The sequence below is a fragment of the Martinezella miluonensis genome (genome assembly GCF_900094545.1).
Taxonomy (GTDB): domain Bacteria; phylum Pseudomonadota; class Alphaproteobacteria; order Rhizobiales; family Rhizobiaceae; genus Rhizobium; species Rhizobium miluonense.
Genome location: NZ_FMAH01000006.1, coordinates 44824 through 69175, shown reverse-complemented (window position 1 = coordinate 69175; position 24352 = coordinate 44824). Strand labels below are relative to the sequence as shown.

Sequence of the window (24352 nt, the reverse complement as noted above, 5' to 3'; positions counted from 1 at the left end):
AACTTGGTGATCAACAGATTTCTGGGCTCAGCGCAGATCATATAGCAACGTTGTGCCTTGCGCGCTCCAAGGAGCCGCGGCGCAGCAGGCAAGCCGATGAACAGGAGAACACAATGTCAGATGCGGCCCTTGGCAACGGGCAGGAGTTGTTGGTTGAATTGACCGCCGATATCGTCGCGGCTTATGTCAGCAACCATGTCGTACCGGTCAGCGACCTTCCGAATTTGATTTCCGACGTACATTCCGCCTTGAGCAGCACTTCGGCCCCGGCTCCCGCCGTTGCCGTTGTTGAAAAGCAGAAGCCGGCCGTATCCGTCCGTAAATCGGTCCAGGATGACCAGATCACTTGCTTGGAATGCGGTGGCAGCTTCAAGTCGCTGAAGCGCCATCTGATGACCCATCATGGCCTCTCGCCCGAAGAATACCGCGAGAAGTGGGATCTGGCTGCCGATTATCCGATGGTGGCGCCCGCCTATGCGGAAGCACGTTCCCGGCTTGCGAAGGAAATGGGCCTCGGCCAGCGCCGCAAGCGCGGCGGTCGCTAAGAACCTTAGAAGGCTCCCAAAACCCGGCTTTCGGGCCGGGTTTTGACTATAGCCGCCGGGCGAGCGGCTCCAATCGGTGAGATGTTGCGGAACTCTGTGAGCGCGCCGAAACTCCCGTTCGCGCTTGGTTGCGAACGGAAAACTACTTCATGTTTTTGGTAATTGCTCAGGCAGCGGCCCGGATGCGGGCCTCTTCGCGGATGCGCTTGATCATCGAGCGTAGTCCGTTGGCGCGCTGCGACGAAAGATGCTCGACCAGCCCGATTTTTCCGAAGACGTCGAGCGCATCGAGCGCGGCGATTTCGGAGGCCGGCTTGCCGGAATAGGTTGCCAGCACGATCGCCACCAGTCCGCGCACGATATGCGCGTCCGAATCGCCCTCGAAGATCAATATCGGATTCTCAGGATCGCCGGACGCCTGTGTGACGAGCCAGACCTGGCTCGCGCAGCCCTGCACCTTGTTTTCCAGCGTCCGCTTGTCTTCCGGCAGGTCGGGCAGCGCCTTGCCGAGTTCGATCACATAACGATAGCGATCCTCCCAGTCGTCCAAGAAGGAAAAGTCGTCGATGATCTTCTCAAGCGCAGTCATTGTATCGGTCCAGATTATCCATTGACCATGGATATAGGCGAAACGGCAGGCAATTTGAACCCGCGGCAAAAAAGAACGCCGCTGGCCTTGTTCGGGCCGCGGCGAGAATGAGGCAAGATTGGGAAGTATCAGGTCCGCGGGCGTGGCATTGGCAGCGGCACCGAGGAGGGCAGCCGGACCGTTCCGGTCACGACCACGTCGGCAGTCTCGGTCCCGAGAATGCGCTTTGCCGGCATCGGCTGAGTCGTGGCAGCGATCTGTTCCGGGCTCACGCGCGCTGCGGCATCGGCCGAGGAGCGTGAAGACTGATCCTTAAAGTGACGACCGAGCATGTCGTAGGCAACGCGGGCGCCGTCGCCGACCTGATATCCAAGGGCCGTCAGTGTTTCGCCGCCCTTGACGCAAACATCCGGCTTCTCGGTGCACATGGCGCCGACATATTGAACGACGCCGGAAGCAGCGGAAATCGCATCGGAAACCTGTAGCGTTGCTTCGCCGGCCGGCCGGGGGGCACCCTCTGGCTTGGCAAAGATCGGCAGAAACATGAGAACCAGTGAAAACCAGAACCCCGCTCTAATCAGAAACCACATGTCCTTGCCCACCTTCTCTGTCGTTCGGCTCGATCGCCGATTCGGACTGGTCTGTCCGATGTGGCTTGAACCCTATCCGGCAGAGGACAACATCGCTTTTCAAAACTCCGCGGCTTTTTCGGCAAATTTGATTCAAATTTTAGCTTTCCGAATTCGAGCCGCATTTGGATCAAATTGTAGCGATTGCTGTTAAGCATGTCTCGCACGATCCTGTTGATATGCAGGGCTTTGCGGAGTTTGGGCTCGTCACAAAAGTTAACGCACGCCGGAAATATGAATAAAATCCGCTGCTTACCCGCTGTTAACCACAAAAAACAAAGGTCTCGCATTCTGCGCCAAAACGGGATTTTGGAGCCTTTTCGGCCGGTCGGCGGGTTCTCTCTTTATTCTTTCCTTAAGTCGCGAAGGCCTATTGTGCAGTCCAATAAGTGACCGTTTTGACGGGTTGTAGTGTGCGCGTATTGAGTGACATGGCTGTCGGGGCTGTAGCCTTCGTAGACCGGGTGAGCGGAAGCTGGCTCTCCGGGACGAGCGGAAATGGCGAGGTCCGGGCGCAGGAGCTGACGATCTTGCGGCGGCTTGCGCTTGCCTCCTCGGTGGCGCTTTTTGCCGTTCCTGCCGGGCTTTCCTTCATTACCAGCCCCGCCGTAGCTTTGCCTGCCGGTGTTGCCACGGTTTGCGCCGCTTTCCTGTTTTCGGCGGTCGGCAGCATCGCGCTGTCGCGCCAGCGGCCCGCTTCCCAATCTGCCGAAGCCGTCGTCGTCGAGCATCGCGACCTGATGCTGGAAGCCGCCTTCGGCCTGGTCTTGCTTCTCGATCCGCAAGGGAACGTCACCACCGTCGGTGGTCGTGACCGGGCGGAATTCCTGAGCTGGATGCGCGATCCGACGGGACGCGGTCTTATCGAGCAGATCCACGTATCGGACCGGATCGTGTTTCTGCAGGCCATCGATGTGCTTCGCCAGGGAAGGGACGCATTCTGTGTCGACCTGCGCCTGGAGCGCTCCGCCGTTATCGGTAGCGACCAGCAATTCGTCCATGCTCGCGTGGAACTGACCGCGCGACGCGATGCCGAAGGACGCCTGACGGCGATCGTCAGCCAGTTGCGCGACATATCGCAGGATCAGCAGCTTCGCGAGGATGCTGCGCGCAAGACGGCCGAAGCGGAATCGGCCAATGACGCCAAGTCGCGCTTTCTTGCCGCCGTCAGCCATGAGCTGCGTACGCCGCTCAATGCCATCCTCGGCTTTTCCGATATCCTCAGCGGCGAATATTTCGGCAAGTTGGAAAACAACCGTCAGCGCGAATATGTCGGCCTGATCCGCCAGTCCGGCGCGCATCTGCTGTCGGTGGTCAACACCATGCTTGACATGAGCAAGATCGAGGCTGGCCGCTATGAACTGCTGATGGAAGCCTTCCCGATCGAGGATTCCATTGCCACATGCGAAGCCATGCTGGCGCTGCAGGCCAAGGAAAAGGGACTGACCTTGTCGAGCCGCGTCCAGCGCGGCCTTGGAGACATTGTCGCCGATCAGCGCGCAATCCAGCAGATCCTGATCAACCTCGTCGGCAATGCCATCAAGTTCACGGATGCCGGTGGCGCGGTCACTGTCGATGCTGCATTGGCGGACGGCATGCTGAAGCTCTCCGTCGGAGATACCGGCATCGGCATCGCCAGCGAGCGGTTGGCCTCGCTGGGGCAGCCCTTCGTGCAGATCCAGAACGATTACACGCGCCGCTATGCCGGCACTGGTCTCGGCCTGTCGCTCGTCAAGGGGCTCGTCTCCCTGCATGGCGGAAGCTTCAACATAGCCAGCTCGCCAGGCGAGGGCACGGTGATCACGATCCTTATTCCGTTCGACGGTTCGGGCGTCTCGGCTGTGCAACAGCCTGTGGATGTCAATCGCCCCGTCGATTTTCCGCCGCGCCTGAAACATACTGTGGAGATGAGTGAAGGGCGAAAAGAGGAAGGGATGGATGGCGCCGCAAAAGCGAAAATCGCCTAAGGGAAGAGGCAAAGGCAAACGCAAGCAGCCTGGGTTCGCTTCTCGCGGAGTGGTCGCCCTGGGCAGCCTCAGCCTGCGTGGCGGTACCGCGCTGGGCGGTCTCGGTCTGCGCGGAGCAGGCGTATTTGCGGGCCTGGTCGGCGGCGCGGTCGGCCGGCATCCTGCGATTGCCGGCGGCATCGCTCTCTTCCTCGGGGTGTTCGGCTTTGTCACGGCGAATGCGCTCTGGTATCAGACGGGCGCGCATCCGTCGCCCTTGTTGCGCACCCGCGATCCCGCGTCTCCCTATCAGATCCCCGGCCGCAAATCGTTCCTCCACGCACAGCAGGCCGATGCCGGCAATGTCACGACCTTCCGCATAGAACGACAGGATTCGACTGCTGCTGCGCCTGCCGCCGGCAAACTGTCGGCGAATTCATCCGGCACGCAGCCTTCCGCTGCGCCAACGAAGCTGATTGCCGACGTGCAGGCCGAGCTTATCCGCCACGGCCTCTATGATGGCGCAGCAGACGGCGTGCCGGGATCGCGCACCACAGCCGCCATTCTCTTCTTTCAGGAGGCGTCCGGCTTGCCGCAGACAGGTGCACCGACGCCGGAGCTTCTGGCTGCCCTGAAAGCCAGCAATGCCGCCGGTTCTCCGCAGGCCGTCGGCAGCAAGGCAAGCATCGCGGCCATTCCCGCACAGCGTCCAATCAATGTCTCGGCCACGGCGGACGCCATCGATCCGGTCGCTGCCGCCATTCAGAACTCCGAAAAAAACATGAGGACCGGTACCGTCGTGCCGAAGCCTGTGTCGGGCGATGCGGTCACCAAGGTCAATCTGGTCATGCAGATCCAGAAGGGCCTGAGCAATATCGCTTATAGCAATGTCAGCATCGACGGCGTCGCCGGCGAGCAGACGAAGGCCGCCATCCGCCGGTTCCAGAAGCACTATCGCCTGCCGGAGACCGGAGAGCCGAACATGGCCGTGCTGAAGAAACTGCAGGATATCGGCGCGCTTTAGTCCTCCGCTTCAATTGCCTCGCTCGCCGCTCGCCGCTATAGCTCGGCTATGAGATTGCGTAGCGACATCTTCGTTTCCGCCATGACCCGCCGCCTGTTTGCCCGGGGCGATTTCGCTGCGGTCGAGCGAAAGGGCGAGGAGCAGGCGGGAGCGATCTTCATCCGCCAACGCTTCCGCGACGGATTGGAAACCCTTTATGGTCCGGCGCCGCAGAGTTTTTTCGATGGGGAGGGGGACGAAGGCCGCCTCTTCGAGATCAGGAGCGACCGCAAGGAGCCGGCGGAAATCCGCGAGGTCCTCGATCGCGAGCTGAAGTTCGATCCGGATTTGTGGATCGTTGAGCTGGAGACTGACGATGCGGCCGAAATCGTCCCTTTGGTCGGTTCGCGCGCCAATCCGCTGGATTGAGCAGTCCCTATCGCCGGTTTGCTACTCTCAATTCGCGGATCGTACCGGACTTTGCGCCGAACAATGGTGTGGCCGGACGCTCTGCTGGCTTCTCCTGCGGAAGATAAGTGTAGCTGTCGGCACGGCGCCATGCTTCGACGCGGGTCTGACTCTCCTCCGCATCGATGCCGTCGAGCACCAGCCATGCGCGGCTGACGCTGCCGTGCCGTTCCGTCAGATGCGGGTAGAAACGCTCCAGCGAATAGACGGCGTCTGCAATGCCCATGCCAAGGCTGACCAGAGTCACGGCCAGCTGCTGCCCCGACGTATCGAGCATGATGCGCTCCGCCAGCCAATAGCTTGAGGACAACGCGTCGGCGAGCGTTTTTGCGAATTGCTGTGCATCGCGTTCCCGAGCGAAGCGGACGAGCAGAGCCTCCTGCATTTCGTCGAGGCTGCGCAGGCCGAGGCGATCCCTGTCGTCGCGAGCCAGATGATGTGCAACCTGCTTGATCTGCAGGCGTAAGGATTCCTCGCGCGCCAGCCTATCCGCTTCGGCCGTATCGGCCTTCGGCGGAAGTGCATTCGCTGCTGCGTCCGGCGCAGTCATGCCACGATCCGGTTCGGCCTGATGCAGGCCGACGAGCGCGTCGATGACCTTGGGCGACAGCGACGGTCTGCCGACGATCGCGCGGGCATGGGCCGCGCCCTGCGTGCGGGCGATGGTGATGAGGGTGTCGTCGTCGATCGCCTGCGAACTGGTGAGGAAGGGGGCGGCGATGGCGATCGGCTGGCAGCCGATGAAGAGGGCAACGGCCTGCGGCACTGTCGCACATTGGGACAGGGCGGCCACGGCCTGGCGCTTCGCTTCGTCGGAGGAGGCCTGGAATACTGGCGTGAAGAGTTCCGCAAACTGCCGAAGTTCGGATCTGGATGGGTGGCCCATGCCTTCGAAGCTGGTGATCGTCGCCATCAGAACCACGTCCTTCTTGCGGACAGTCGCAGGCTCTTCAAGGTCTCGAAACCGGTCACGCACGCCAACACCCATACAGAAACGCAGAACAAAAACGCGGGGAGCCGGATCGTCGACCGCCGATATTGTCGCACCACTTTTCGTTCGCGCCGAATGACACTTCCCTCAACGGGGGCGTCCTTGGCGGCGATTGTCGAAATGGGGATAGACACGACCGTCCTTGTCTGGCTTTCGCGTGAGACTAAGGCTGGTTCGGTTAATGGTTCGTGAAAACTTTATTAAAATCCGAATAAAAATTGCGCGTTAAGCTTGCGCGCGAGCGAGCGCCGGAATTTTGCTGGATGATGTGGCTTCTAGGGAGTAGAGCCTGTCGCGAAACACTTTTTCCGCAGGAGTATTCGATTTCGATTTCAACCTATGGGGGTTCGTCGATGCCAGGCCCATTTACCTTGCTGGCGGCTGCCCGGAGAGATGTTCTCAATGCCGGCGAGAGCTGAAACGGTGTGGATGCAGTCTAGATGCCCCGATGCTCGCGCAATGCCGCGAGGAGCTTTTCCGGGGTGTTGTAGCCGGATTGAAAAAGGCCGAGCGCGGCCGTCGCTGCAAACTGGGCTTCGGCACTTTTGATGTCGATCCGCCTCTCCAGGCACCATTCATCGAGCGCGTGGCGCAGGACAGTGATATCCTCTGGAGAGAAGATGGAGTTGCCCGTCGCAAACATGCGTCGCCCTCGATTGCCGACCTTACAATACGTTAATTTTTCGTGATCGCAAATAATATTTGCATGACGCTTTTTTGCAACGAATGTATCGCCAATCTACCCGTCGGTAGGGGTGCGTATTTATTTAACTATATGATATCGCTTGATTTCGTCGCGAAATCGACTTTTGGGAATTTTCGGCTGCTCGTGAAACCAAAGCCGCGGTCACGGCGTTACTAGCATATGATCACCTATGGCAAGGGTGACGTGCGACGAAGATTAGCATTCTGTTAACTGCACTATGTCTGAATTCCGATGAAAGCAGCCGCTGGCAGAATCTAATCAGGTGCAAGTAGGGCATGGAACCGCAATCGGCACCCATGCCAAGGCGTTCGGAGAATGCCGCGAGAAGGCGTGAATGTCCCTCGTCTTAGCTGGAAGGATAGAGCTGAGAGAGGGAAGCGCTAGCCCGCTTTGATGGCGGGCAGGGTGAAATCAGTCGCAGGTTCATCCGTCTCAAGACGTAAATGGAGACGAGAATGGCAAAGATAATATCCCTTTCAGACTGGCGATCGCGCCTGCCGCCGCGCGCTCAGCGGGAGCCGGTAGAAGCGCGGATACTGCTGTTTACCGGAGTGCGCTACGAGCATCTGGATACTCCTACCCACCGTCCCGGAACTGGGCCCAAGCGGGCTAAGGGCAAGTAACGCCCGCCGGCTGGAAGAAGCATCAAACCCGCGTCCATAGGTTGCTGCGGGTTTGCTTTGCCCACCTGCCTCTCGCGACTGGAAGCGCAAGCTTCGTCACTGACCAAGCCTCAGTCGTCGCCGAATTCGTCGCAGCCAGCCTCCGACAGAAATTCTCTAGCCGCATTGTTGAAGCTTGCCTGTGGCGCCACCGTACGCAAGACCACATAGCCTTGTGCGCGCGGCGCTTCCACCAGGATCGATTGCGCAAGAGCCGGCGGCAGAGCCTTGCGTATGCCCGTCAGCTGGACGGGGGAGGCGAGCAGCAGGTCGAGCGCGCCGCCGACCGAGGTGCGGTCGCTCATGCTGAACACTTCGTTCGAGGCAGCATCGTAGACGGCAAGCGACCAGAACGGCACCTTGCCCTTCGCAGTCAAATGCACCGGCTTGTCTTCGATGTCATAAGCGCAAACGGCGGTGCGGATGTAGGGGTCGGTGTTGGAAAGCCCTGCATCGTCATCCTTGTCTTCAAGCATATAGAAGTGATTCTCGTCACCTTCGTCCGATACGCGGGTGTATGCATCGCGGTCGGAGAAGTGCGGCAGTGACAGGATGATGACGATATGCAGGAGCGCTGCGCCGAATAGGCCCGTCAGGATGGCGAAAACAAACCTAAACATTGCCGCACCCAATCTTCTCGAGCTTCGGCATGGTGAGGTCGATCAGGCCGGAATTGCTGGCCGCCGGCGAATCCAGCAGCGTCCAGACCAACCGGAAATTACCTGTGGCGGGCAGGGCAAGCCAGTTGTCCGCATGGGCACTCGGCGAGACGGTGATGCTGAAGCTTGAGTCCGGGGCGCGCAGCACGACCCAGGAGTTGATCGTCGAGGGACGTCCGGGAAGCCCGGCGAGCGGTGCGCCGTCATTACCGGCGGTGAAAAGCGTCCAGACCCGCGCCGGCGGCGTCTGGCCGCTGATGCGATAGCTGCAATTTGCCGTCAGCCGCGCGCCCGTATCGTCGCCGGAGGCGGTAAACACCAATCCTTCGGCCGTGCCGTAAAGCAACCGCCCGGCGCGCGCACGGTGCGATTTCGCATAGGGGTCCGCATCTGCCGTCTGCATTTCCGGGAATGCCTGCCAGGCGCCTAGCTTGATCGCGCCGAAACCGGATGTCGCATTCAGCGCAAGGAGCGTGAACAGTATCCCGCCGCCGAAGGCGATCAGCAGCGAAAGCGCAACAAGAAGGGGAACTCGGAACACCCTGGGATCGTCCTCGTGACAAATCGATATCGATTTATTCCTGATTCTGACGGCAGGGGGAAGGGCAGGGCGTCGAAGGGTCGAGTTTGCGGACGGTTTCTAGCCGAACCAAAGTCGGGATCGACGGCCGGATGTCAGCGCCCGTCAGGCTCTGCGGAGGCCAGCCAATTTCGGCGAGAGATGCGCTGCTCCGCATCATCGATGGAAATCCATCCGGCTGAGATCAGGCGGCATGGCATGCCGGCCGCCTTCACCGGCGAATTGCTACTCCGCCGCTGCCAGTTTTTGTACTGCGAGCGGAGCTGCGGCCTTCAGCCTTTCGCCGATATCGCGAAGGATCTTGGTGGAATCCACCGATAGGGATCGTGGGCGCACGAGCGGGGGCAGGCCGGCACTTGCCGGATCCGCCGGCTTCTTGGCCGCAGCGGTCTGCGGCTTCTGCACGGGGAACGGATCGCTGATCCCCGGGATCGGCTTCAGCACGATGCCCTGATGCGCGTAGTCCATGATCTTCTTGAAGGTCATGGCCGGCAGCGTCCCGCCCGTCATATTGTTCGTCGACGTGTAGTCGTCGTTGCCGAACCAGACGGCGCAGGTGTAGTTGCCGGTAAAGCCGATGAACCATGCATCGCGATAGGCTTGCGTGGTGCCGGTCTTGCCGCCGACGACGATGCCGTTGTCCAGAGCTGCCTTGCGGCCGGTGCCGATCACCGGAACCTGCGTCAGCATCTGGGTCATATAGGAATTGGCCTTCTCGCTGAGAACGCGCTTGGCCGTCGTTTCGTCGCGACTGAAATCATAGAGCACCTTGCCGTCATAGCCGGTGATCTGCTCGATGCCATGGCGTCTTGATTGCATGCCGTCCGCCGGGAATACTGAATAGGCGGTCGCCTGGTCGAGCACGGTGACTTCCGATGTGCCGATCGGAATGGTCTTGTCGTTGCGGATCGGCGTTTCCACGCCCAAGGCCTTGGCCATGTCGCGGATCGGCTGAATGCCGAATTTTTCCTTGGCCAGGCGCACCGGGATGGTGTTGATCGACTGCGTGAGCGCCTGGGTGAGCGTGATCTTGCCCTCGTAGCGGTTCTCGTAGTTGTGCGGGCTCCAGTTACCCCAGGTAATCGGTGCGTCGACGATGGTGGATGTCGGCGTCATACCGTTCTCCATCGCTACGGAATAGGTGTAGATCTTAAACGAGGAGCCCGGCTGGCGCAGCGCCTTGGTGGCGCGATTGAACTGGCTTTCGCCGTAGTCGCTGCCGCCGACCATGGCGCGCACGGCGCCGCCGTTTTCGATCATCACGCTCGCGCCCTGCTTGGCATGATAGCGCTCGCCATATTCCATCAGGCTGGACTGGATCGAATCCTCCGACGCCTTCTGCAGGCCCATGTCGATGGTCGATCGGACGATCAGCGAGCGATCCGGAAAGCGCGTGGCAAGCCGCTGCACTTCATCGAAGGCCCAGTCGAGGAAATAATCGGGAGATTCGATCTGGGCGCGGTCGACGACGGAGGCGGGATTGCGCCGTGCGGCGATCACCTGCCCCTCGGTCATCAGCCCACTCTGCACGAGGTTGGAAAGTACGTCGTTGGCGCGGGCGCGGGCGGCCGGCAGATTGACGTGCGGCGCATATTTAGCCGGCGCCTTGAACAGGCCGGCCAGCATCGCCGCTTCGGCCAGATTGACGTCGGTGATGCTCTTGCCGAAATAGAATTGCGCCGCCGCCGCCGCACCGAAGGTGCCGCCGCCCATATAGGTGCGGTCGAGATAGAGGCTTAAGATCTCCTTCTTGGAGAGATTGGCCTCAAGCCAGATCGCCAGGAAGGCTTCCTTGATCTTGCGATCGATGGAGCGCTCGTTGCTGAGGAAGATGTTCTTGGCGAGCTGCTGCGTCAGCGTCGAGCCGCCTTGGACGACGCCGCCTGCCTGCGCATTGACGGTCACCGCACGGAACAGGCCGATCACATCGATGCCGAAATGGTCGAAGAAACGCCGGTCCTCGGTGGCGAGCACTGCCTTGACGAAATAGTCCGGCAACTGGTCGACCGGCACGGAATTCTCATGAATGATGCCGCGATGGCCGATGACGTTGCCGTAACGGTCGAGGAAGGTGACGGCGAAGTTGCCGCGATTGCGCCAGTCGCCCTGGGTTGCCTCGAAGGCCGGCATGGCGAGCATCAGCATGACGACGGAGCCGGCAGCACCGAGCGTCAGACCTTCGCCGAGCAGTTCGAAGATAATGCGTTTCCAGCCTCGCACGCGGAACCGGCGGAAGAAGATCGTGATCTCTTCCCAGGCTTCGGCGAGACGAAAACCTGCGTTCCACAGGGTGGAGTCGATCCATGAATCGAGCCGCAGGAAGAAATAGCGTTTCCCCCGCCGGGGCTTCTCGGCCCCGCCGTCCTTCCGCGTCTCGGGCTCCATCTTCGGCCCGTTTTCTGGATTGGATGGGTCTTCCACGCTCTACTTCCCGACCATATTACGGCTGCATGTCTCCTTGTGGCGCATGCAAAGCCTATTATCTCATAGGACGGCGAATTGAATAATTGGTTGATTTAGAGAAAAGAACAAGAGACATGCATGCCGCAGCCCGAATTCCCTCTTTTGTCGGGTGGCGAGGATGATGATGACAGACGAGATACCCTTCTGGAAGAGCAAGAGCCTGACGGAAATGAGCCCGTCGGAATGGGAAAGCCTTTGCGACGGCTGTGGCCTCTGTTGTCTCAACAAACTCGAGGAGTGGGATACCGGCGACGTCTACTTCACCTCGATCCGGTGCAAGCTGATGGACGGTGAAAGCTGTCGCTGCACCAGCTATCCGAACCGCTGGGATTTCGTGCCCGACTGCGTGCAGCTCACGCCGGAGAAGGTGCCGGAGCTGGAATGGCTGCCGCCGACGTGCGCCTATCGCCTCGTCAAAGACGGTCGCGATCTCTATTGGTGGCATCCGCTGATCTCGGGAGATCCGGAGACGGTGCATATCGCCGGCGTTTCCGCGCAGGGCCGCACGGTCAGCGAAAACGACGTCGAACTCGACGACTTCGAGGATTATGTCGTCGACTGGCCGCTGACGGTCGAAGACGATATGCTGCCTAATCCTCCGGTAAAGTCATAGATTTCGGCGCTGCGTTCCGCCAGGCGCGCCGTAAAAGCACCCTGATCGCATCGATGTCGGCGCGGTGATGGAAGAGCCGGGTGGAGCCCTTGAGACCCCAGCCGCCTGGCACGGGGGCGACGTGCTCCGGCATGGTTGTCAAAGCCATCTGCTGCTGGTCGGGCATCAGCTTGAGAACACAGAAGTGCGGATCCGGAAGGGTCATGAAGATCTTCCCGCGAACGCGAAAATCGCGGGTTCCGAAATGCGAGTTTTCCGCCGCTTCCGGCAGGCTGAGGGCAAGGGCAATGAGATCCTCGTCTGTCATAAAGAAAGAGTATCATGCGTGGCCTCAAGCGGAAACGCTGGCACGCGTGGCCTGCGACAACGCAGCCTCGATGGAGATCCCGCCTCTTCATTGAATTGAGCGGATGCGCGTGATATCGCGCGTGGCCTTCGCTCGTGCACAAGGAACTGCCCGTGATCCGTCATATCGTCTTCTTCACCGTTCCCGATCGCGCCAAGCTTGAGGATGTCCGCTCCGGCCTGTCCATCCTGACAGCCATCCCGCATGCGCGCCTCTTGGAGATTGGCATGAATGTGAAGACCGATCAGCTCGGCACGGAAGTCGATATCGTCGTCTATGGCGAATTCGACGACGAGGCGGCGCTCGCGGCTTACAAGGCTCATCCGAACTACCAGCGCTCCATAGAGCGGGTGCGCCCGCTGCGGGAAATGCGGATCGCCGCCGACTACGAGACCGATGTCGCCATCCGTGCGCCGTTCTGAACAAAGCGCCGGTTAGAGAGTATCCGCCACCAGCCATTTCAAGGGATTGAGCCTTCGGGCGGAATCGAAATGTCGGCGACCGGACTCTCTGCAAGAGGTTCTTGAACCAACATCTGAGCGGACCGATTCAATTTGGAAAAAAGCGGCTGCAAGCGGTTCAAAAGACTCAAGGAAGTCCTGTGCTTTGCGTCGGCAAAACACCTGAAGGCCAGTTAGGTTAGTCGGCGAGGCGCGATGGTTCGCGGCACGCTGATGCACTCAACCATACTAGAGAATGATTAAAAATGACTGAGTTTGCACGGTTGCTTATATAGCGGTGACGCGGTTTGGGCATCCGCTCGATGCGCGCCGCTAGGAGATCGTGCCGATCACGCGGCGCAGGGCGCCGATTGGTGGCCATTCCGGTGAATCGGTCATAGCGCATCTAGTGAATTCAAATGGTTAGGTTCTCCGTTGTGCTTGCTGCACGCCTCGAAAACGGAAAGTTACGGCCCATTCATTTGCCATTCAGACGTGTTTGGGTACATATTTGCTCAAGTTAATGTCCCCGTGGGAAGTCCGAAGCATGGCCTCATTATCAAGCATAGCAGCAGCGGCCCTTGTCCTGGCCGGCTCGTCTGTTCTGCCGGCGCCGGCGTCGACCCAGGTGGCCCGAGCCAACAGCGATTGCAGCGAGGCAGCGGCGGAAGTCGTCGAAAAGACGGGTGGACAGCTCCTTTCCGCGCAGCCGTCAGGCGATAGCTGCGTCATCACCGTTCTCGTGCAGGGCAACGGGCAGCGTCCGCGCAAAGTGACGATGAAGGTGCCGATGTGACGGGCATTTTGGACCATACCGCATAGCAGATGTTCTAAAGCCTTGAATTTCACGCAAAATCTTATCGCTTCCGTGATTCCACTATAGCTCGAATTACAGTACTGTTTCTCGAACCGGGGAAATTGGGTCCGAACATGCGCATTCTGATTGTCGAAGACGATATCAACCTTAATCGCCAGCTTGCCGAGGCTTTGAAAGAGGCTGGCTATGTCGTCGATACGGCCTTTGACGGTGAGGAAGGGCATTTTCTCGGCGATACCGAGCCCTACGACGCCATCATTCTCGATATCGGTCTGCCCGAGATGGATGGAATTACCGTGCTGGAGAAATGGCGCGGCGCCGGACGGGCAACGCCTGTGCTGATCCTGACGGCGCGTGATCGCTGGAGCGACAAGGTCGCCGGTATCGATGCCGGTGCCGACGATTATGTCGCCAAGCCCTTCCACGTCGAGGAAGTGCTTGCGCGCATCCGCGCGCTGATCCGCCGCGCCGCCGGCCACGCCTCCTCGGAAATCATCTGCGGTCCGGTTCGCCTCGACACCAAGAGTTCGAAAGCGACGGTGGACGGCAAGCCGCTCAAGCTGACCTCCCATGAATACCGGCTGCTCGCCTATCTCATGCATCACAAGGGCGAAGTCGTCTCACGCACCGAACTGGTCGAGCATATGTACGATCAGGATTTCGACCGCGATTCCAATACGATTGAGGTTTTCGTTGGTCGCCTGCGCAAGAAGATGGGTGTCGATCTGATTGAAACGGTCCGTGGCCTTGGTTACCGAATCCAATCTCCGACCAATGCGAATTAAGTCGCTCACCGCTCGCGTCCTGCTGCTGACCACGCTCTGGTCCGCCGTGGCGCTGGTGGTGATCGGCCTTGTCATCTCCAATATCTACCGCAAGAGCGCCGAGCGCGGCTTTCAGGATTTGCTGAGAGCGCAGCTCTACAACGTCATCAATTCGGTGACGATCGGCGATCAGGGCGCGTTGGCCGGCAGCCCGCAGCTCGGCGATCTGCGCTTCGCCCAACCGAAGACGGGCTGGTACTGGATGGTCGAGCCGCTCGGCACCTATACGGCGACGCCGTTGGTCTCGCCGTCTCTCGGCGCGTCCAATCTGCCGGTGCTGTCGGTGCTGGAAGCACCTTTCGACAAGAATTACGAGCGCTACTATGTCGTTACCGATGCCTTCGGAAATCGCGTGCAGGTGGCCGAAACCGAAGTCGTGCTAGATACCGATGGCCGCGCGGCGCGTTTCCGGGTCACGGGCAACGTCGCCGTCGTGGAGGACGATGTCCGCAATTTCTCCCATAGCCTCTATTTCGCGCTCGTCGGTTTCGGCGTCGGCAGTCTCATCGTCAATGCGCTTGCCATTCTCTATGGTCTGAAGCCGCTCGATAAGGCTCGTGCCGCGCTGGAGCGCATCCGCGCAGGCGAGAGCGAGCGTTTGCAGGGCGATTTTCCGCGCGAGATTCTGCCGCTCGCCAACGAGGTCAACGCGCTGATCGAAAGCAACAGGCGCATTGTCGAGCGCGCCCGCATGCAGGTCGGCAATCTCGCGCATTCGTTGAAGACGCCGATTGCGGTGCTGCTCAACGAATCCCGCGTGCTGGAGCGCTCGCATGGTGATCTGGTGAAGAACCAGGCCGAGGTCATGCAGGGGCAGGTGCAGTCCTATCTCAACCGCGCCCGCATCGCTGCGCAACGTGATTCCGTACTGGCTCGCACGGAGGCGGAACCCGCGCTCGAGCGGCTTGTCCGCGTCATGCGGCGGCTCCATGCGGAAAAGGAATTCGAACTCACCGTTTCTCCCAATCTGGCGCTGGCGATGGAACAGCAGGATCTGGAGGAGACCGTCGGCAACCTCCTGGAAAATGCCGCCCGCTTTGCCGAGCACAAGGTGCGGCTTTCGGCAAGCGAGGCGCCGCCGGAGATCAAGGGCATCGACCCTGTTCGGCGCCACTGGGTGGAACTTTTGGTAGAGGACGATGGGCCGGGGCTTGAGCCGGATCAGATCCGCGAGGCGATGAAGCGCGGCCGCAGGCTGGACGAGAGCAAGCCCGGCACCGGTCTCGGCTTGTCGATCGTCAGCGAGATCACCAACGAATATCAAGGCAAGTTCGAGTTGTCCCGAGGTGACTGGGGCGGCCTTCGTGCAAGCCTAATTCTACCTGGGCTTACGAAGGATGTTGCGTGAGGAACGGCATGATGCCAAAGAGATATTGTGGGTCATGACGATGCCGCATCGCAGTACCTATGGTTTTGCTTTTCGATACTGGTTCGGTTGTATGAAGCTTCGTACCTATTTCTTGGTCGTCCCCTCTCTTTTCGCAGCACTTGCGCTTTCCGGTTGTTCCACCACGGGTGGCAAAGGCGGTGGCGGAAGCCTGCTTCCCCCCTCCAAGCCGCCGGCGTCGGCGACGTTTATCACCGCGCTCGATGGCGGTATTGTCGGACGGACGGGATTGAAGCTCAGCGATAACGATAAGCAGCGGGCGCTGGAAGCGGAGTATCGGGCGCTGGAAACTGCGCCGCTCGGCCAGCCAGTGGCCTGGAAGGGCAGGAATGCCAGCGGCGAAGTCGTGGCTGCCGCGCCCTATCAGGTCGGCTCGCAGAATTGCCGGCAATATACCCACACCATCACCGTCGATAGCAAGCCGACGACGGCGAGGGGCGCTGCCTGCCGCAACGATGACGGCACCTGGACGCTGCTCGAATAGGTTCCCATGCCGAGAAGCGCGGCCAAACGCCTCAAATCTTCGTCAGTGAGGCTTTCGCGGTTGGAATAAGCGCCCCGTTAAAGTATTGGGCGTTTATGCTGTTCTGGATTCTCGTGGCCGTTATCACGGCCGTTGTCGGTGCTGTGCTGCTCTTTCCTCTTCTGCGTGGTGCAAAGGAGGCCGCAGACCGTCGTTCCGGTGAGGCCGAGGTCTATCGCGATCAGCTTCGCGAACTGGATCGTGATCTCGCCGCCGGGCTGATCTCGCCGGAGGAGGCAGGCTATGCCCGGGCGGAGATCGGACGGCGGCTCATTGCCGTTTCCAAAGGCGAGGCTACCGAAGCAAAATCGCCCAACCGCAGCAACTATCGCCTCTCTCAGGCTTTCATCATCGTCATTCTCCCCACTGTCGGCCTCTGTCTTTATCTCACCAAAGGCGATCCGGGGCTGCCGTCGCAGCCGCTGGAAGCGCGGCTGGAGAAGCCCGGCAACGATCTCGCCATTTCCATCGTCAAGATTGAGCAGCATCTGGCCAAGAATCCCGATGACGCCAAGGGCTGGGAAGTCCTGGCACCGATCTACTTCAAGACCAATCGTATCGCTGACGCAGAGCTTGCCTACCGCAATGTCATCCGTCTGCTGGGGCCGAGTGCTACGCGGCTCGGCGACCTGGGCGAAGTATTGGTGGTCAAGGCCAATGGTATTGTGACTGCCGAAGCCCGCAGCGTCTTGCAGCAGTCACTGGCGCTCGATTCCGCCAATCCCCGCACGCTTTTCTATCTGGCGCTGGCGCTGGAGCAGGAAGGCAAGGCAGGGGATGCTAAAACCGCCTTCGAAGCCTTGGTCGAGCAATCGCCACCGGATGCGCCCTGGCTTGCCGCCGTCAATGAGCATATTGTCAAGAATGGCGGTCAGCCCACGGTATCTGCGAATGCCAATGCACCCGGCAACCCGACTGCGGAGGATGTCGCGGCTGCCAATGCACTCAGCAGCGGCGATCGCCAGCAGATGATCCGCGGCATGGTCGAGAGCCTCGATGCCAAGCTCAGGGAAGACCCTAAGAATTTCGAGGGCTGGATGCGGCTGATCCGCTCCTACGCCGTGCTGAACGATCGGGATCGCGCTGCAGATGCCTTGAAGCGAGGCCTTGCCGCTTTCCCGGCCGATGGAGGCAAGGGCCAGCAGCTTTTGGCGCTGGCAAAGGAATTGGGACTGCCGACGGAGGTGAAGCAGCAATGACCCGCAAGCAGAAACGCCTGGCCGTGATCGCCGGCGGTATGGGTTTTATCGCCGTTGCCGTGCTGCTGGTCCTGTTCGCCTTCAGCCAGTCGGTCGCCTATTTCTATATGCCGGCCGATCTCGCCAAGACGCCGGTCAACGCCGGGACGCTGATCCGCCTTGGCGGGCTTGTCGGCGAAGGATCGATCGTGCGCGGGCAGGGCACGCAGGTACAGTTCGCCGTGACCGACGGTACCGATACCATCAAGGTGAAATATGACGGCATTCTGCCGGATCTTTTTCGCGAAGGGCAGGGTGTCGTGACCGAAGGCAAATTCGAGCCGGGCAGCAATGTCTTTGTGGCGGACAGCGTTCTTGCCAAGCATGATGAACGCTACATGCCGAAACAGGTCGCCGACAAGCTGAAGGCCGATGGCGTCTGGAAGGGCGAAGAGGCGACCCGATGATTATCGAGCTTGGACATTACGCCCTGGTACTGGCGCTGGCGACCGCGCTCATCGTTTCCATCCTTCCCGTAATCGGCGCGCGCCGCGGCGATGTGTCGATGATGGATATCGCGCCGGTTGGTTCGGTCGTCGCTTTTGTGCTCGTCGCCTTTTCCTTCGGCGTGTTGACCTACGCCTATGTTGCCTCCGATTTCTCCGTCCTCAACGTCTGGGCCAATTCCCATTCGCTGATGCCGCTGATCTTCAAGATTTCCGGCGTATGGGGCAATCACGAGGGATCGATGATGCTCTGGCTGTTGATCCTTGTGCTGTTCAGTGCCCTCGTCGCGCTGTTCGGGCGCAATCTGCCTGATGTGCTGCGTGCCAATGTTCTGGCCGTGCAGTCGTGGATCTCCTCGGCCTTTCTGGTCTTCATTCTGCTGACATCCAATCCATTCATCCGGCTCGACCCGGCGCCGGCCGAGGGCAAGGATCTCAATCCCGTCCTGCAGGATATCGGTCTCGCAATCCATCCGCCCTTGCTCTATCTTGGCTATGTCGGCTTCTCCGTCTGCTTTTCCTTTGCCGTTGCGGCGCTTCTGGAAGGCCGCATCGATGCCGCCTGGGCGCGCTGGGTACGACCCTGGACCTTGGCCGCCTGGAGCTTCCTGACGCTCGGCATCGCCATGGGTTCCTACTGGGCCTACTACGAACTCGGCTGGGGCGGCTGGTGGTTCTGGGATCCGGTGGAAAACGCCTCCTTCATGCCCTGGCTCGCCGGCACGGCGCTGTTGCACTCCGCATTGGTCATGGAAAAGCGCGACGCCCTGAAGATCTGGACGGTGCTGCTGGCGATCCTGACCTTCTCGCTCTCGCTGCTCGGCACCTTCCTTGTCCGCTCCGGCGTGCTGACCTCCGTGCATTCCTTCGCCAGCGATCCGACGCGCGGCATTTTCATCCTCTGTATTCTTCTGATCTTCATCGGCGGAGCGCTCTCGCTCTTTGCCCTGCGTGCACCGAAGCTTGCCGCAGGCGGATTGTTTGCGCCGATCTCGCGTGAGGGATCGCTGGTGCTGAACAACCTGATCCTGACGGTTGCCTGCGGCACGGTGCTGACCGGCACGCTCTATCCGCTGGCGCTGGAAACCTTGACCGGCGACAAGATTTCCGTCGGACCGCCCTTCTTCAACATGACGTTCGGGCTGCTGATGACGCCGATCCTCGTCGCCGTGCCGTTCGGCCCGCTGCTTGCGTGGAAGCGCGGCGATCTGCTCGGCGCGCTGCAGCGGCTATTCGTCGTTGCCGGTCTTGCTTTCCTCGCCGGGCTTGTCCTGTTCTATCTCAAGCATGGCGGTCCGGTGATGGCCATTCTCGGTCTTGCCGCCGGCTTCTTCCTGATCTTCGGCGCGCTCGCCGATCTCTGGTATCGCGCCGGCGTTCGCAAGGTTGCGGCTGGTATCGCCTGGCGCCGGCTGCGCGGGTTGCCGCGCTCCGCCTTTGGGACGGCGCTTGCCCATGCCGGCCTCGGCATTACCGTACTTGGCATCGTCGCCGTGACGACCTTCGAGACAGAAAACATCACCAGCATGAAGCCGGGCGAGACAGCCGAACTCGGTGGCTACAGCCTGCGCTTCGAAGGCATGGCGTCGGGTGTCGGCCCGAACTTCACCGAAGATCGCGCCCGCTTCACGGTAAGCCGCGGCGGCGTCGCCTTTGCCGAAATGTCGTCGTCCAAGCGCGTGTTCACGGCAAGCCGCACGGCAACCACCGAATCCGGCATCCTGACGCTCGGGCCGAACCAGCTTTACGTGTCGATCGGCGACGCCGGCAAGGATGGCGGCATGGTCGTGCGCATCTGGTGGAAGCCGTTCATTCTCTGCATCTGGATGGGCGCTCTCGTCATGGCAATCGGCGGCTTCGTGTCGCTCAGCGATCGGCGCCTGCGCGTCGGTGCACCAAGCCGGAAGACGAAGCCGGCTCGCCCTGCAATGGAGCCGGCGGAATGAGCAGGTTTCGGTGGATATTACCCTTTTTGCGCGAAAGGCGCCTGCTTGGCCTTGCCCGGCTGTGGCTCTGCCTTGCAGCCATCCTGACGCCGCTGTCGGTCTTCGCCGTCAATCCTGATGAAGTCCTGCCCGATCCAGCCATGGAAGCGCGGGCGCGGACGATCTCCGCCGAATTGCGCTGCATGGTCTGCCAGAACCAGTCTATCGACGACTCCAATGCCGACCTTGCGCGTGACCTGCGCCTGCTGGTCCGCAACCGCCTCAAGGATGGCGACACGGATCAGCAGGTACTTGATTACATCGTCTCCCGCTATGGCGAGTTCGTCCTCTTGAAGCCGCGCTTCACCGAAAAGACATTCATACTCTGGGGCGCGCCGATCGCGCTCTTTATCGTCGGTGGATTTGCCCTTGCCGCTTATGCTCGCCGCCGTGCCGGCAAGCCCACCGGCAAGCCTCTAAGTGCCGAGGAAGAGGCACAATTGAATGAGATCCTGGGAAAGTGACGCTGACGTCATCTTCCTTCACGTCATTGCCATCATTTCCCTACATTACGAATTTTTCATGGGGCGGACAGTTCGCTGTAAGGTCCCGTGTCCTATATCTTTACCACCACAAGTCATTGCCGGTCTCCGCCGGCTGAAATCTGACGAGAGAATAGAAGGTAACTCGCATATGTTCAGGAATATCAAGGACACCTTGTCCCGCAGCACCGCAATGAAGGCTTCTGTCGTCGCCGGCCTCGCTGTTGCTGCTCTGGCCGCGGGTGTTCCCGCCGAAGTCAGCCGCTCGTATGCCGATGCCGTCAATGTCCAGGCCCCGCAGGTTCCGAGCTTCGCCAATGTGGTGGACGCCGTATCGCCGGCCGTGGTCTCGGTTCGCGTGGAATCCCGGATCAACTCGGCAGCTGAGGAGGACGATTCCTTCGGTCTCGGTCGCGGCTTCGACGATCTTCCCGACGATCATCCGCTGAAGAAGTTCTTCCGCCAGTTCGAGCAGCAGCAGGGCCGCGGCCAGCAGAAGGGCCAGAACCAGCAGAAGAATTCCGAAGACGGCAAGGGCCGCCTGCGGCCGGTCGCCCAAGGGTCCGGCTTCTTCGTGTCGGAAGACGGCTATATCGTCACCAACAATCACGTCGTTTCCGATGGTGCAGCCTTCGTCGTTGTTCTCAACGATGGCACCGAGCTTGACGCCAAGCTCGTCGGCAAGGATTCGCGTACCGACCTCGCGGTGCTGAAGGTCGATCCCAAGGGCAAGAAGTTCACCTATGTCGGCTGGGCCGATGACGCCAAGGTCCGCGTCGGCGATTGGGTCGTTGCCGTCGGCAACCCGTTCGGCCTCGGCGGTACTGTTACCGCAGGTATCGTCTCGGCCCGTGGTCGCGATATCCATTCCGGTCCCTATGACGATTACATCCAGATCGATGCGCCGGTGAACAAGGGCAACTCCGGTGGCCCGACCTTCAATCTCAACGGCCAGGTGGTCGGCATCAACACCGCCATCTTCTCGCAGTCGGGCGGCAGCGTCGGCATCGCCTTCGCAATTCCGGCGACCACCGCCAAGGATGTCGTTACCGATCTGATCAAGACCGGCACGGTTTCGCGCGGTTGGCTCGGCGTTCAGATCCAGCCCGTCAGCAAGGATATCGCCGAATCTCTCGGCCTTTCCGAAGCCAGCGGCGCGCTGGTCGTCTCTCCGCAGGACGGCTCGCCTGGTCAGAAGGCCGGCATCAAGAACGGCGACGTCGTGACGGCGGTCAACGGCGAACCGGTCAAGGATCCGCGTGACTTGGCTCGTCGCATCGGCGCCATGCAGCCGGGCTCCAAGGTCGAGGTTTCCCTGTGGCGCGACGGTAAGTCTCAGTCGGTCACGGTCGAGCTTGGCACTTTGCCGGTCGATCAGAGCCAGTCTCCGGCTGACGACAACTCGCAGCCGAGCCCGTCGCAGCCATCCTCCGAAAAGGCTCTGGCTGATCTTGGCCTCACCGTCGGTCCGTCCGACGATGGCAAGGGCGTTGCGATCACTGCCGTCGATCCCGACTCGGATGCCGCCGACAAGGGCGTGAAGGAAGGCGAGAAGATCACCTCGGTCAACAATCAGCAGGTTTCGAGCGCCAAGGACATCGTCAAGGTTCTCGATCAGGCGAAGAAGGACGGCCGCACACGTGCCCTTTTCCAGATCCAGTCCGGCGACGGCAGCCGCTTCGTTGCCCTGCCGATCAATGCCGGCTGATCCTCTCAACCTTTAGAATGCAATGGGAAGCCGCGCAGGCACGGCTTGCGCGGCTTCCCCTTTAAACGACGTCAACGATGACTGGCTCCGAGGCAGGTGAAAGATGACAACCGCTGGCCAACATGCCGTAAACTCTTCCGATTCCGGTTGTGCCGAGGCGCCCTCGGCAGGTAATGTCGCCCATATGAAGATTCTGATCATCGAAGACGATCTCGAGGCGGCGGCTTACCTCACCAAGGCATTTCGCGAGGCCGGCATTGTTGCCGATCACGCAAGCGACGGCGAGAGCGGCCTCTTCATGGCCACCGAGAATACCTACGATGTCGCCATCATCGATCGCATGTTGCCGCGCCGCGATGGCCTGTCCGTCATCAGCGAATTGCGCCGCAAGGGTGTGCATACCCCGGTCCTCATCCTCTCCGCGCTCGGCCAGGTCGATGATCGCGTCACGGGTCTGCGCGCCGGCGGCGACGACTATCTGCCAAAACCCTATGCTTTCAGCGAGCTGCTCGCGCGTGTGGAAGTGCTTGGCCGCCGCAAGGGAGCCCCGGAGCAGGACGTGCTTTATCGCGTCGGCGATCTCGAGCTCGACCGGCTGTCGCACGAGGTTCGCCGCGGCGGCAAGGAAATCCCGCTGCAGCCGCGCGAATTCCGCCTCCTGGAATATCTGATGAAGAATGCCGGCCAGGTCGTCACCCGCACCATGCTTCTCGAGAATGTCTGGGACTATCATTTCGATCCGCAGACCAACGTCATCGACGTCCATGTCTCGCGGCTGCGTTCCAAGATCGAGAAGGATTTCAGCCAGCCATTGTTGAAGACGATCCGCGGCGCCGGCTACATGATCAAGGATGAGGGATGAGCCGCTTCCGCGTCCTCTTCAAGTCCACCGCAGTCCGCCTTTCCGCTCTCTACATCCTTCTTTTTTCGCTCTGCGCCGCGACACTTGTCTTCTATGTCACGGCCATGTCCGAGCGGCTGCTGTCGGGGCAGATCCGCGATGCCGTTCAGCAGGAAGTCAATCAGGTCAAGCGCGCCTATGATATCGGTGGGCTGAACCTGCTTCTGCGCACGATGGAGCGCCGCGCCCGCCAGCCGGGTGCCAATCTCTATATCATTGCTGGTCCTTCCGGCGATATTCTCGCCGGCAACGTCGCTTCCGTGCAGCCCGGCGTGCTCGGCCAGGCCGGCTGGACGGAACTGCCCTTCATCTACGAGCGCTACACGGACGCTTCCAACGATCCGGAGCGACGCCATCTGGCGATCGCCAACATCTTCATGCTCGACAACGGCCTGCGTATCCTGGTCGGCCGCGACCTTGGCGAGCCGGAGCGTTTCCGCGTGCTGGTGCGGCAGGCGCTGATGCTGGCGCTGGCGATTATGGGCCTCGGCGCTCTGGTCATCTGGTTCGGTATCGGCCGCAATGCTCTGAAGCGCATCGACCGGATGACGGACGCCAGCCGCAAGATCATGGCGGGCGACCTCTCGCAGCGTCTGCCCGTCGGCGGCTCCGGCGATGAGTTCGACCGTATGTCGGCATCGCTGAATGCCATGCTGGGGCGCATCGAGAAGCTGAACGAGGGTCTGCGGCAGGTCTCCGACAATATCGCGCACGACCTGAAGACACCGCTGACGCGCCTGCGCAACAAGGCCGCCGATGCGCTCGACAATGCCGATAGCGATGGCCGCCGTGTCGCGCTGGAGGGCATCATCGGCGAATCCGATCAGCTGATCCGCACGTTCAATGCGCTGCTGATGATCTCGCGCGTCGAGGCGGGCTCGGTGGCCGCAGAAATGACCGCTGTCGATCTCTCCACCATCGTCGCCGATACGTCCGAGCTCTATGAGCCTGTGGCCGAGGAATCCGGGCTGGCGCTGATGGCCAAAATCGAGCCCGCTGTCGAGGTGCAGGGCAATCGCGAACTGATCGGCCAGGCGCTTTTCAACCTCATCGACAACGCCCTCAAATATGCGGCAGGCTGCCAGGGCGAGCCGACGGTGACGCTGAAGTTGTCGCACACGCAGGATGCCGTGATGCTTGCTGTTGCGGATCACGGCCCCGGCATCCCCGCCCAGCAGCGGGCCGATGTCGTTAAGCGCTTTTTCCGCCTGGACGAGAGCCGTTCGAAGCCGGGAACAGGGCTTGGCCTCGCGCTGGTGGAGGCGGTCATGGAGCTGCACGGCGGCCGGCTGGAGCTTTCGGATACCGATCCCGATAGCGCTAATGCCAAAGGCCTAACCGTAACGATGATCTTCCCCATGCAGAAACAATAGGTTAATCCTGCATTATCCGATTGCTCTT

At 60.7% G+C, this 24352-nt stretch carries 25 protein-coding genes; 17 read left to right on the top strand and 8 right to left on the bottom strand.

All coding sequences use genetic code 11. The features are described from left to right. The first annotated feature begins 113 nt into the window (after positions 1 to 113). On the top strand, positions 114 to 545 hold the full coding sequence (locus tag GA0061102_RS08285; protein ID WP_004121588.1) for a Ros/MucR family transcriptional regulator: 432 nt from the start codon (positions 114 to 116) through the stop codon (positions 543 to 545). A gap of 166 nt (positions 546 to 711) precedes the next feature. Here GA0061102_RS08285 and GA0061102_RS08280 read toward each other — a convergent pair whose 3' ends face one another. Both GA0061102_RS08280 and GA0061102_RS08275 read right to left on the bottom strand, forming a co-directional pair. Further along, positions 712 to 1134 carry a SufE family protein gene (locus GA0061102_RS08280; protein WP_092845781.1) on the bottom strand — a complete coding sequence of 141 codons (423 nt, stop codon included), beginning with the start codon at positions 1132 to 1134 and terminating at the stop codon, positions 712 to 714. 128 nt (positions 1135 to 1262) lie between these two features. Beyond that, positions 1263 to 1724 (bottom strand): DUF5330 domain-containing protein, encoded by a 462-nt coding sequence (locus tag GA0061102_RS08275; protein WP_092845779.1) that lies wholly within the window; start codon positions 1722 to 1724, stop codon positions 1263 to 1265. 470 nt (positions 1725 to 2194) lie between these two features. On the opposite strand from GA0061102_RS08275, the gene GA0061102_RS08270 reads away from it, so the two are divergent. From GA0061102_RS08270 to GA0061102_RS08260, 3 genes are read left to right on the top strand one after another with little or no spacing between them, the layout of a single operon-like run. After that, on the top strand, positions 2195 to 3730 hold the full coding sequence (locus GA0061102_RS08270; RefSeq protein ID WP_208858619.1) for a sensor histidine kinase: 1536 nt from the start codon (positions 2195 to 2197) through the stop codon (positions 3728 to 3730). Then, positions 3702 to 4733, top strand: a complete 1032-nt coding sequence (locus tag GA0061102_RS08265) for a peptidoglycan-binding domain-containing protein (protein ID WP_092845775.1) — start codon at positions 3702 to 3704, stop codon at positions 4731 to 4733. The genes GA0061102_RS08270 and GA0061102_RS08265 overlap by 29 nt, the downstream gene beginning before the upstream one ends. Before the next feature lie 48 nt (positions 4734 to 4781). Then, the gene (locus GA0061102_RS08260) at positions 4782 to 5141 is read left to right on the top strand and encodes a DUF1491 family protein (RefSeq protein WP_092845773.1); all 360 of its coding nucleotides are present in this window, start codon (positions 4782 to 4784) and stop codon (positions 5139 to 5141) included. A gap of 7 nt (positions 5142 to 5148) precedes the next feature. On the opposite strand, the gene GA0061102_RS08255 is transcribed toward GA0061102_RS08260, so the two are convergent. The 5 genes from GA0061102_RS08255 to GA0061102_RS08235 form a co-directional block, all read right to left on the bottom strand. Beyond that, complete coding sequence (locus tag GA0061102_RS08255) at positions 5149 to 6156, bottom strand: DUF2336 domain-containing protein (RefSeq protein ID WP_208858618.1); 1008 nt, start codon at positions 6154 to 6156, stop codon at positions 5149 to 5151. A gap of 451 nt (positions 6157 to 6607) precedes the next feature. Continuing rightward, positions 6608 to 6814, bottom strand: coding sequence for a hypothetical protein (locus GA0061102_RS08250; protein WP_092845769.1), 207 nt, complete (start codon positions 6812 to 6814; stop codon positions 6608 to 6610). Positions 6815 to 7610: 796 nt separating this feature from the next. Next, positions 7611 to 8159, bottom strand: coding sequence for a DUF1254 domain-containing protein (locus tag GA0061102_RS08245; protein ID WP_092845767.1), 549 nt, complete (start codon positions 8157 to 8159; stop codon positions 7611 to 7613). Continuing rightward, a complete protein-coding gene (locus GA0061102_RS08240) occupies positions 8152 to 8739 on the bottom strand; it encodes a DUF1214 domain-containing protein (protein ID WP_092845765.1) in 588 nt (195 codons plus the stop codon). The genes GA0061102_RS08245 and GA0061102_RS08240 overlap by 8 nt, the downstream gene beginning before the upstream one ends. A 264-nt stretch (positions 8740 to 9003) precedes the next feature. Beyond that, on the bottom strand, positions 9004 to 11199 hold the full coding sequence (locus GA0061102_RS08235; RefSeq protein WP_092845763.1) for a transglycosylase domain-containing protein: 2196 nt from the start codon (positions 11197 to 11199) through the stop codon (positions 9004 to 9006). Positions 11200 to 11365: 166 nt separating this feature from the next. Between GA0061102_RS08235 and GA0061102_RS08230 the strand changes: the two genes are divergently transcribed. Beyond that, positions 11366 to 11854 (top strand): YcgN family cysteine cluster protein, encoded by a 489-nt coding sequence (locus GA0061102_RS08230; RefSeq protein WP_092846010.1) that lies wholly within the window; start codon positions 11366 to 11368, stop codon positions 11852 to 11854. Here the strand turns inward: GA0061102_RS08230 and GA0061102_RS08225 are convergent. Then, on the bottom strand, positions 11832 to 12161 hold the full coding sequence (locus GA0061102_RS08225) for an MmcQ/YjbR family DNA-binding protein (RefSeq protein WP_092845761.1): 330 nt from the start codon (positions 12159 to 12161) through the stop codon (positions 11832 to 11834). The genes GA0061102_RS08230 and GA0061102_RS08225 overlap by 23 nt on opposite strands. Before the next feature lie 152 nt (positions 12162 to 12313). Between GA0061102_RS08225 and GA0061102_RS08220 the strand changes: the two genes are divergently transcribed. The 12 genes from GA0061102_RS08220 to GA0061102_RS08165 all read left to right on the top strand — a co-directional run bounded on the left by GA0061102_RS08220 (position 12314) and on the right by GA0061102_RS08165 (position 24324). Beyond that, on the top strand, positions 12314 to 12622 hold the full coding sequence (locus GA0061102_RS08220) for a Dabb family protein (protein WP_092845759.1): 309 nt from the start codon (positions 12314 to 12316) through the stop codon (positions 12620 to 12622). Between the two features lie 565 nt (positions 12623 to 13187). Beyond that, the gene (locus GA0061102_RS08215; protein WP_092845757.1) at positions 13188 to 13436 is read left to right on the top strand and encodes a hypothetical protein; all 249 of its coding nucleotides are present in this window, start codon (positions 13188 to 13190) and stop codon (positions 13434 to 13436) included. 134 nt (positions 13437 to 13570) lie between these two features. Beyond that, on the top strand, positions 13571 to 14242 hold the full coding sequence (locus GA0061102_RS08210; RefSeq protein WP_004121640.1) for a response regulator transcription factor: 672 nt from the start codon (positions 13571 to 13573) through the stop codon (positions 14240 to 14242). After that, on the top strand, positions 14232 to 15629 hold the full coding sequence (locus GA0061102_RS08205; protein WP_092845756.1) for an ATP-binding protein: 1398 nt from the start codon (positions 14232 to 14234) through the stop codon (positions 15627 to 15629). The genes GA0061102_RS08210 and GA0061102_RS08205 overlap by 11 nt, the downstream gene beginning before the upstream one ends. 91 nt (positions 15630 to 15720) lie before the next feature. After that, positions 15721 to 16152 carry a hypothetical protein gene (locus GA0061102_RS08200; protein WP_092846008.1) on the top strand — a complete coding sequence of 144 codons (432 nt, stop codon included), beginning with the start codon at positions 15721 to 15723 and terminating at the stop codon, positions 16150 to 16152. A gap of 95 nt (positions 16153 to 16247) precedes the next feature. After that, complete coding sequence (gene ccmI, locus GA0061102_RS08195) at positions 16248 to 17390, top strand: c-type cytochrome biogenesis protein CcmI (RefSeq protein ID WP_092845754.1); 1143 nt, start codon at positions 16248 to 16250, stop codon at positions 17388 to 17390. Beyond that, positions 17387 to 17836: a cytochrome c maturation protein CcmE gene (gene ccmE, locus GA0061102_RS08190; RefSeq protein WP_004121650.1), complete on the top strand. Its 450-nt coding sequence runs from the start codon at positions 17387 to 17389 to the stop codon at positions 17834 to 17836. The genes ccmI and ccmE overlap by 4 nt, the downstream gene beginning before the upstream one ends. Next, a complete protein-coding gene (locus tag GA0061102_RS08185; protein WP_092845752.1) occupies positions 17833 to 19821 on the top strand; it encodes a heme lyase CcmF/NrfE family subunit in 1989 nt (662 codons plus the stop codon). The genes ccmE and GA0061102_RS08185 overlap by 4 nt, the downstream gene beginning before the upstream one ends. Then, entirely contained in the window at positions 19818 to 20324 is a 507-nt protein-coding gene (locus GA0061102_RS08180) for a cytochrome c-type biogenesis protein (protein ID WP_245297945.1), read from the top strand. The genes GA0061102_RS08185 and GA0061102_RS08180 overlap by 4 nt, the downstream gene beginning before the upstream one ends. A gap of 169 nt (positions 20325 to 20493) precedes the next feature. Continuing rightward, positions 20494 to 22050 (top strand): Do family serine endopeptidase, encoded by a 1557-nt coding sequence (locus GA0061102_RS08175; RefSeq protein WP_092845750.1) that lies wholly within the window; start codon positions 20494 to 20496, stop codon positions 22048 to 22050. A 103-nt stretch (positions 22051 to 22153) separates the two neighbouring features. Beyond that, complete coding sequence (locus GA0061102_RS08170) at positions 22154 to 22912, top strand: response regulator transcription factor (protein ID WP_092845748.1); 759 nt, start codon at positions 22154 to 22156, stop codon at positions 22910 to 22912. Continuing rightward, a complete protein-coding gene (locus GA0061102_RS08165; RefSeq protein ID WP_092845746.1) occupies positions 22909 to 24324 on the top strand; it encodes a sensor histidine kinase in 1416 nt (471 codons plus the stop codon). Before GA0061102_RS08170 ends, GA0061102_RS08165 begins: the two co-directional genes overlap by 4 nt. Positions 24325 to 24352 lie beyond the last annotated feature (28 nt).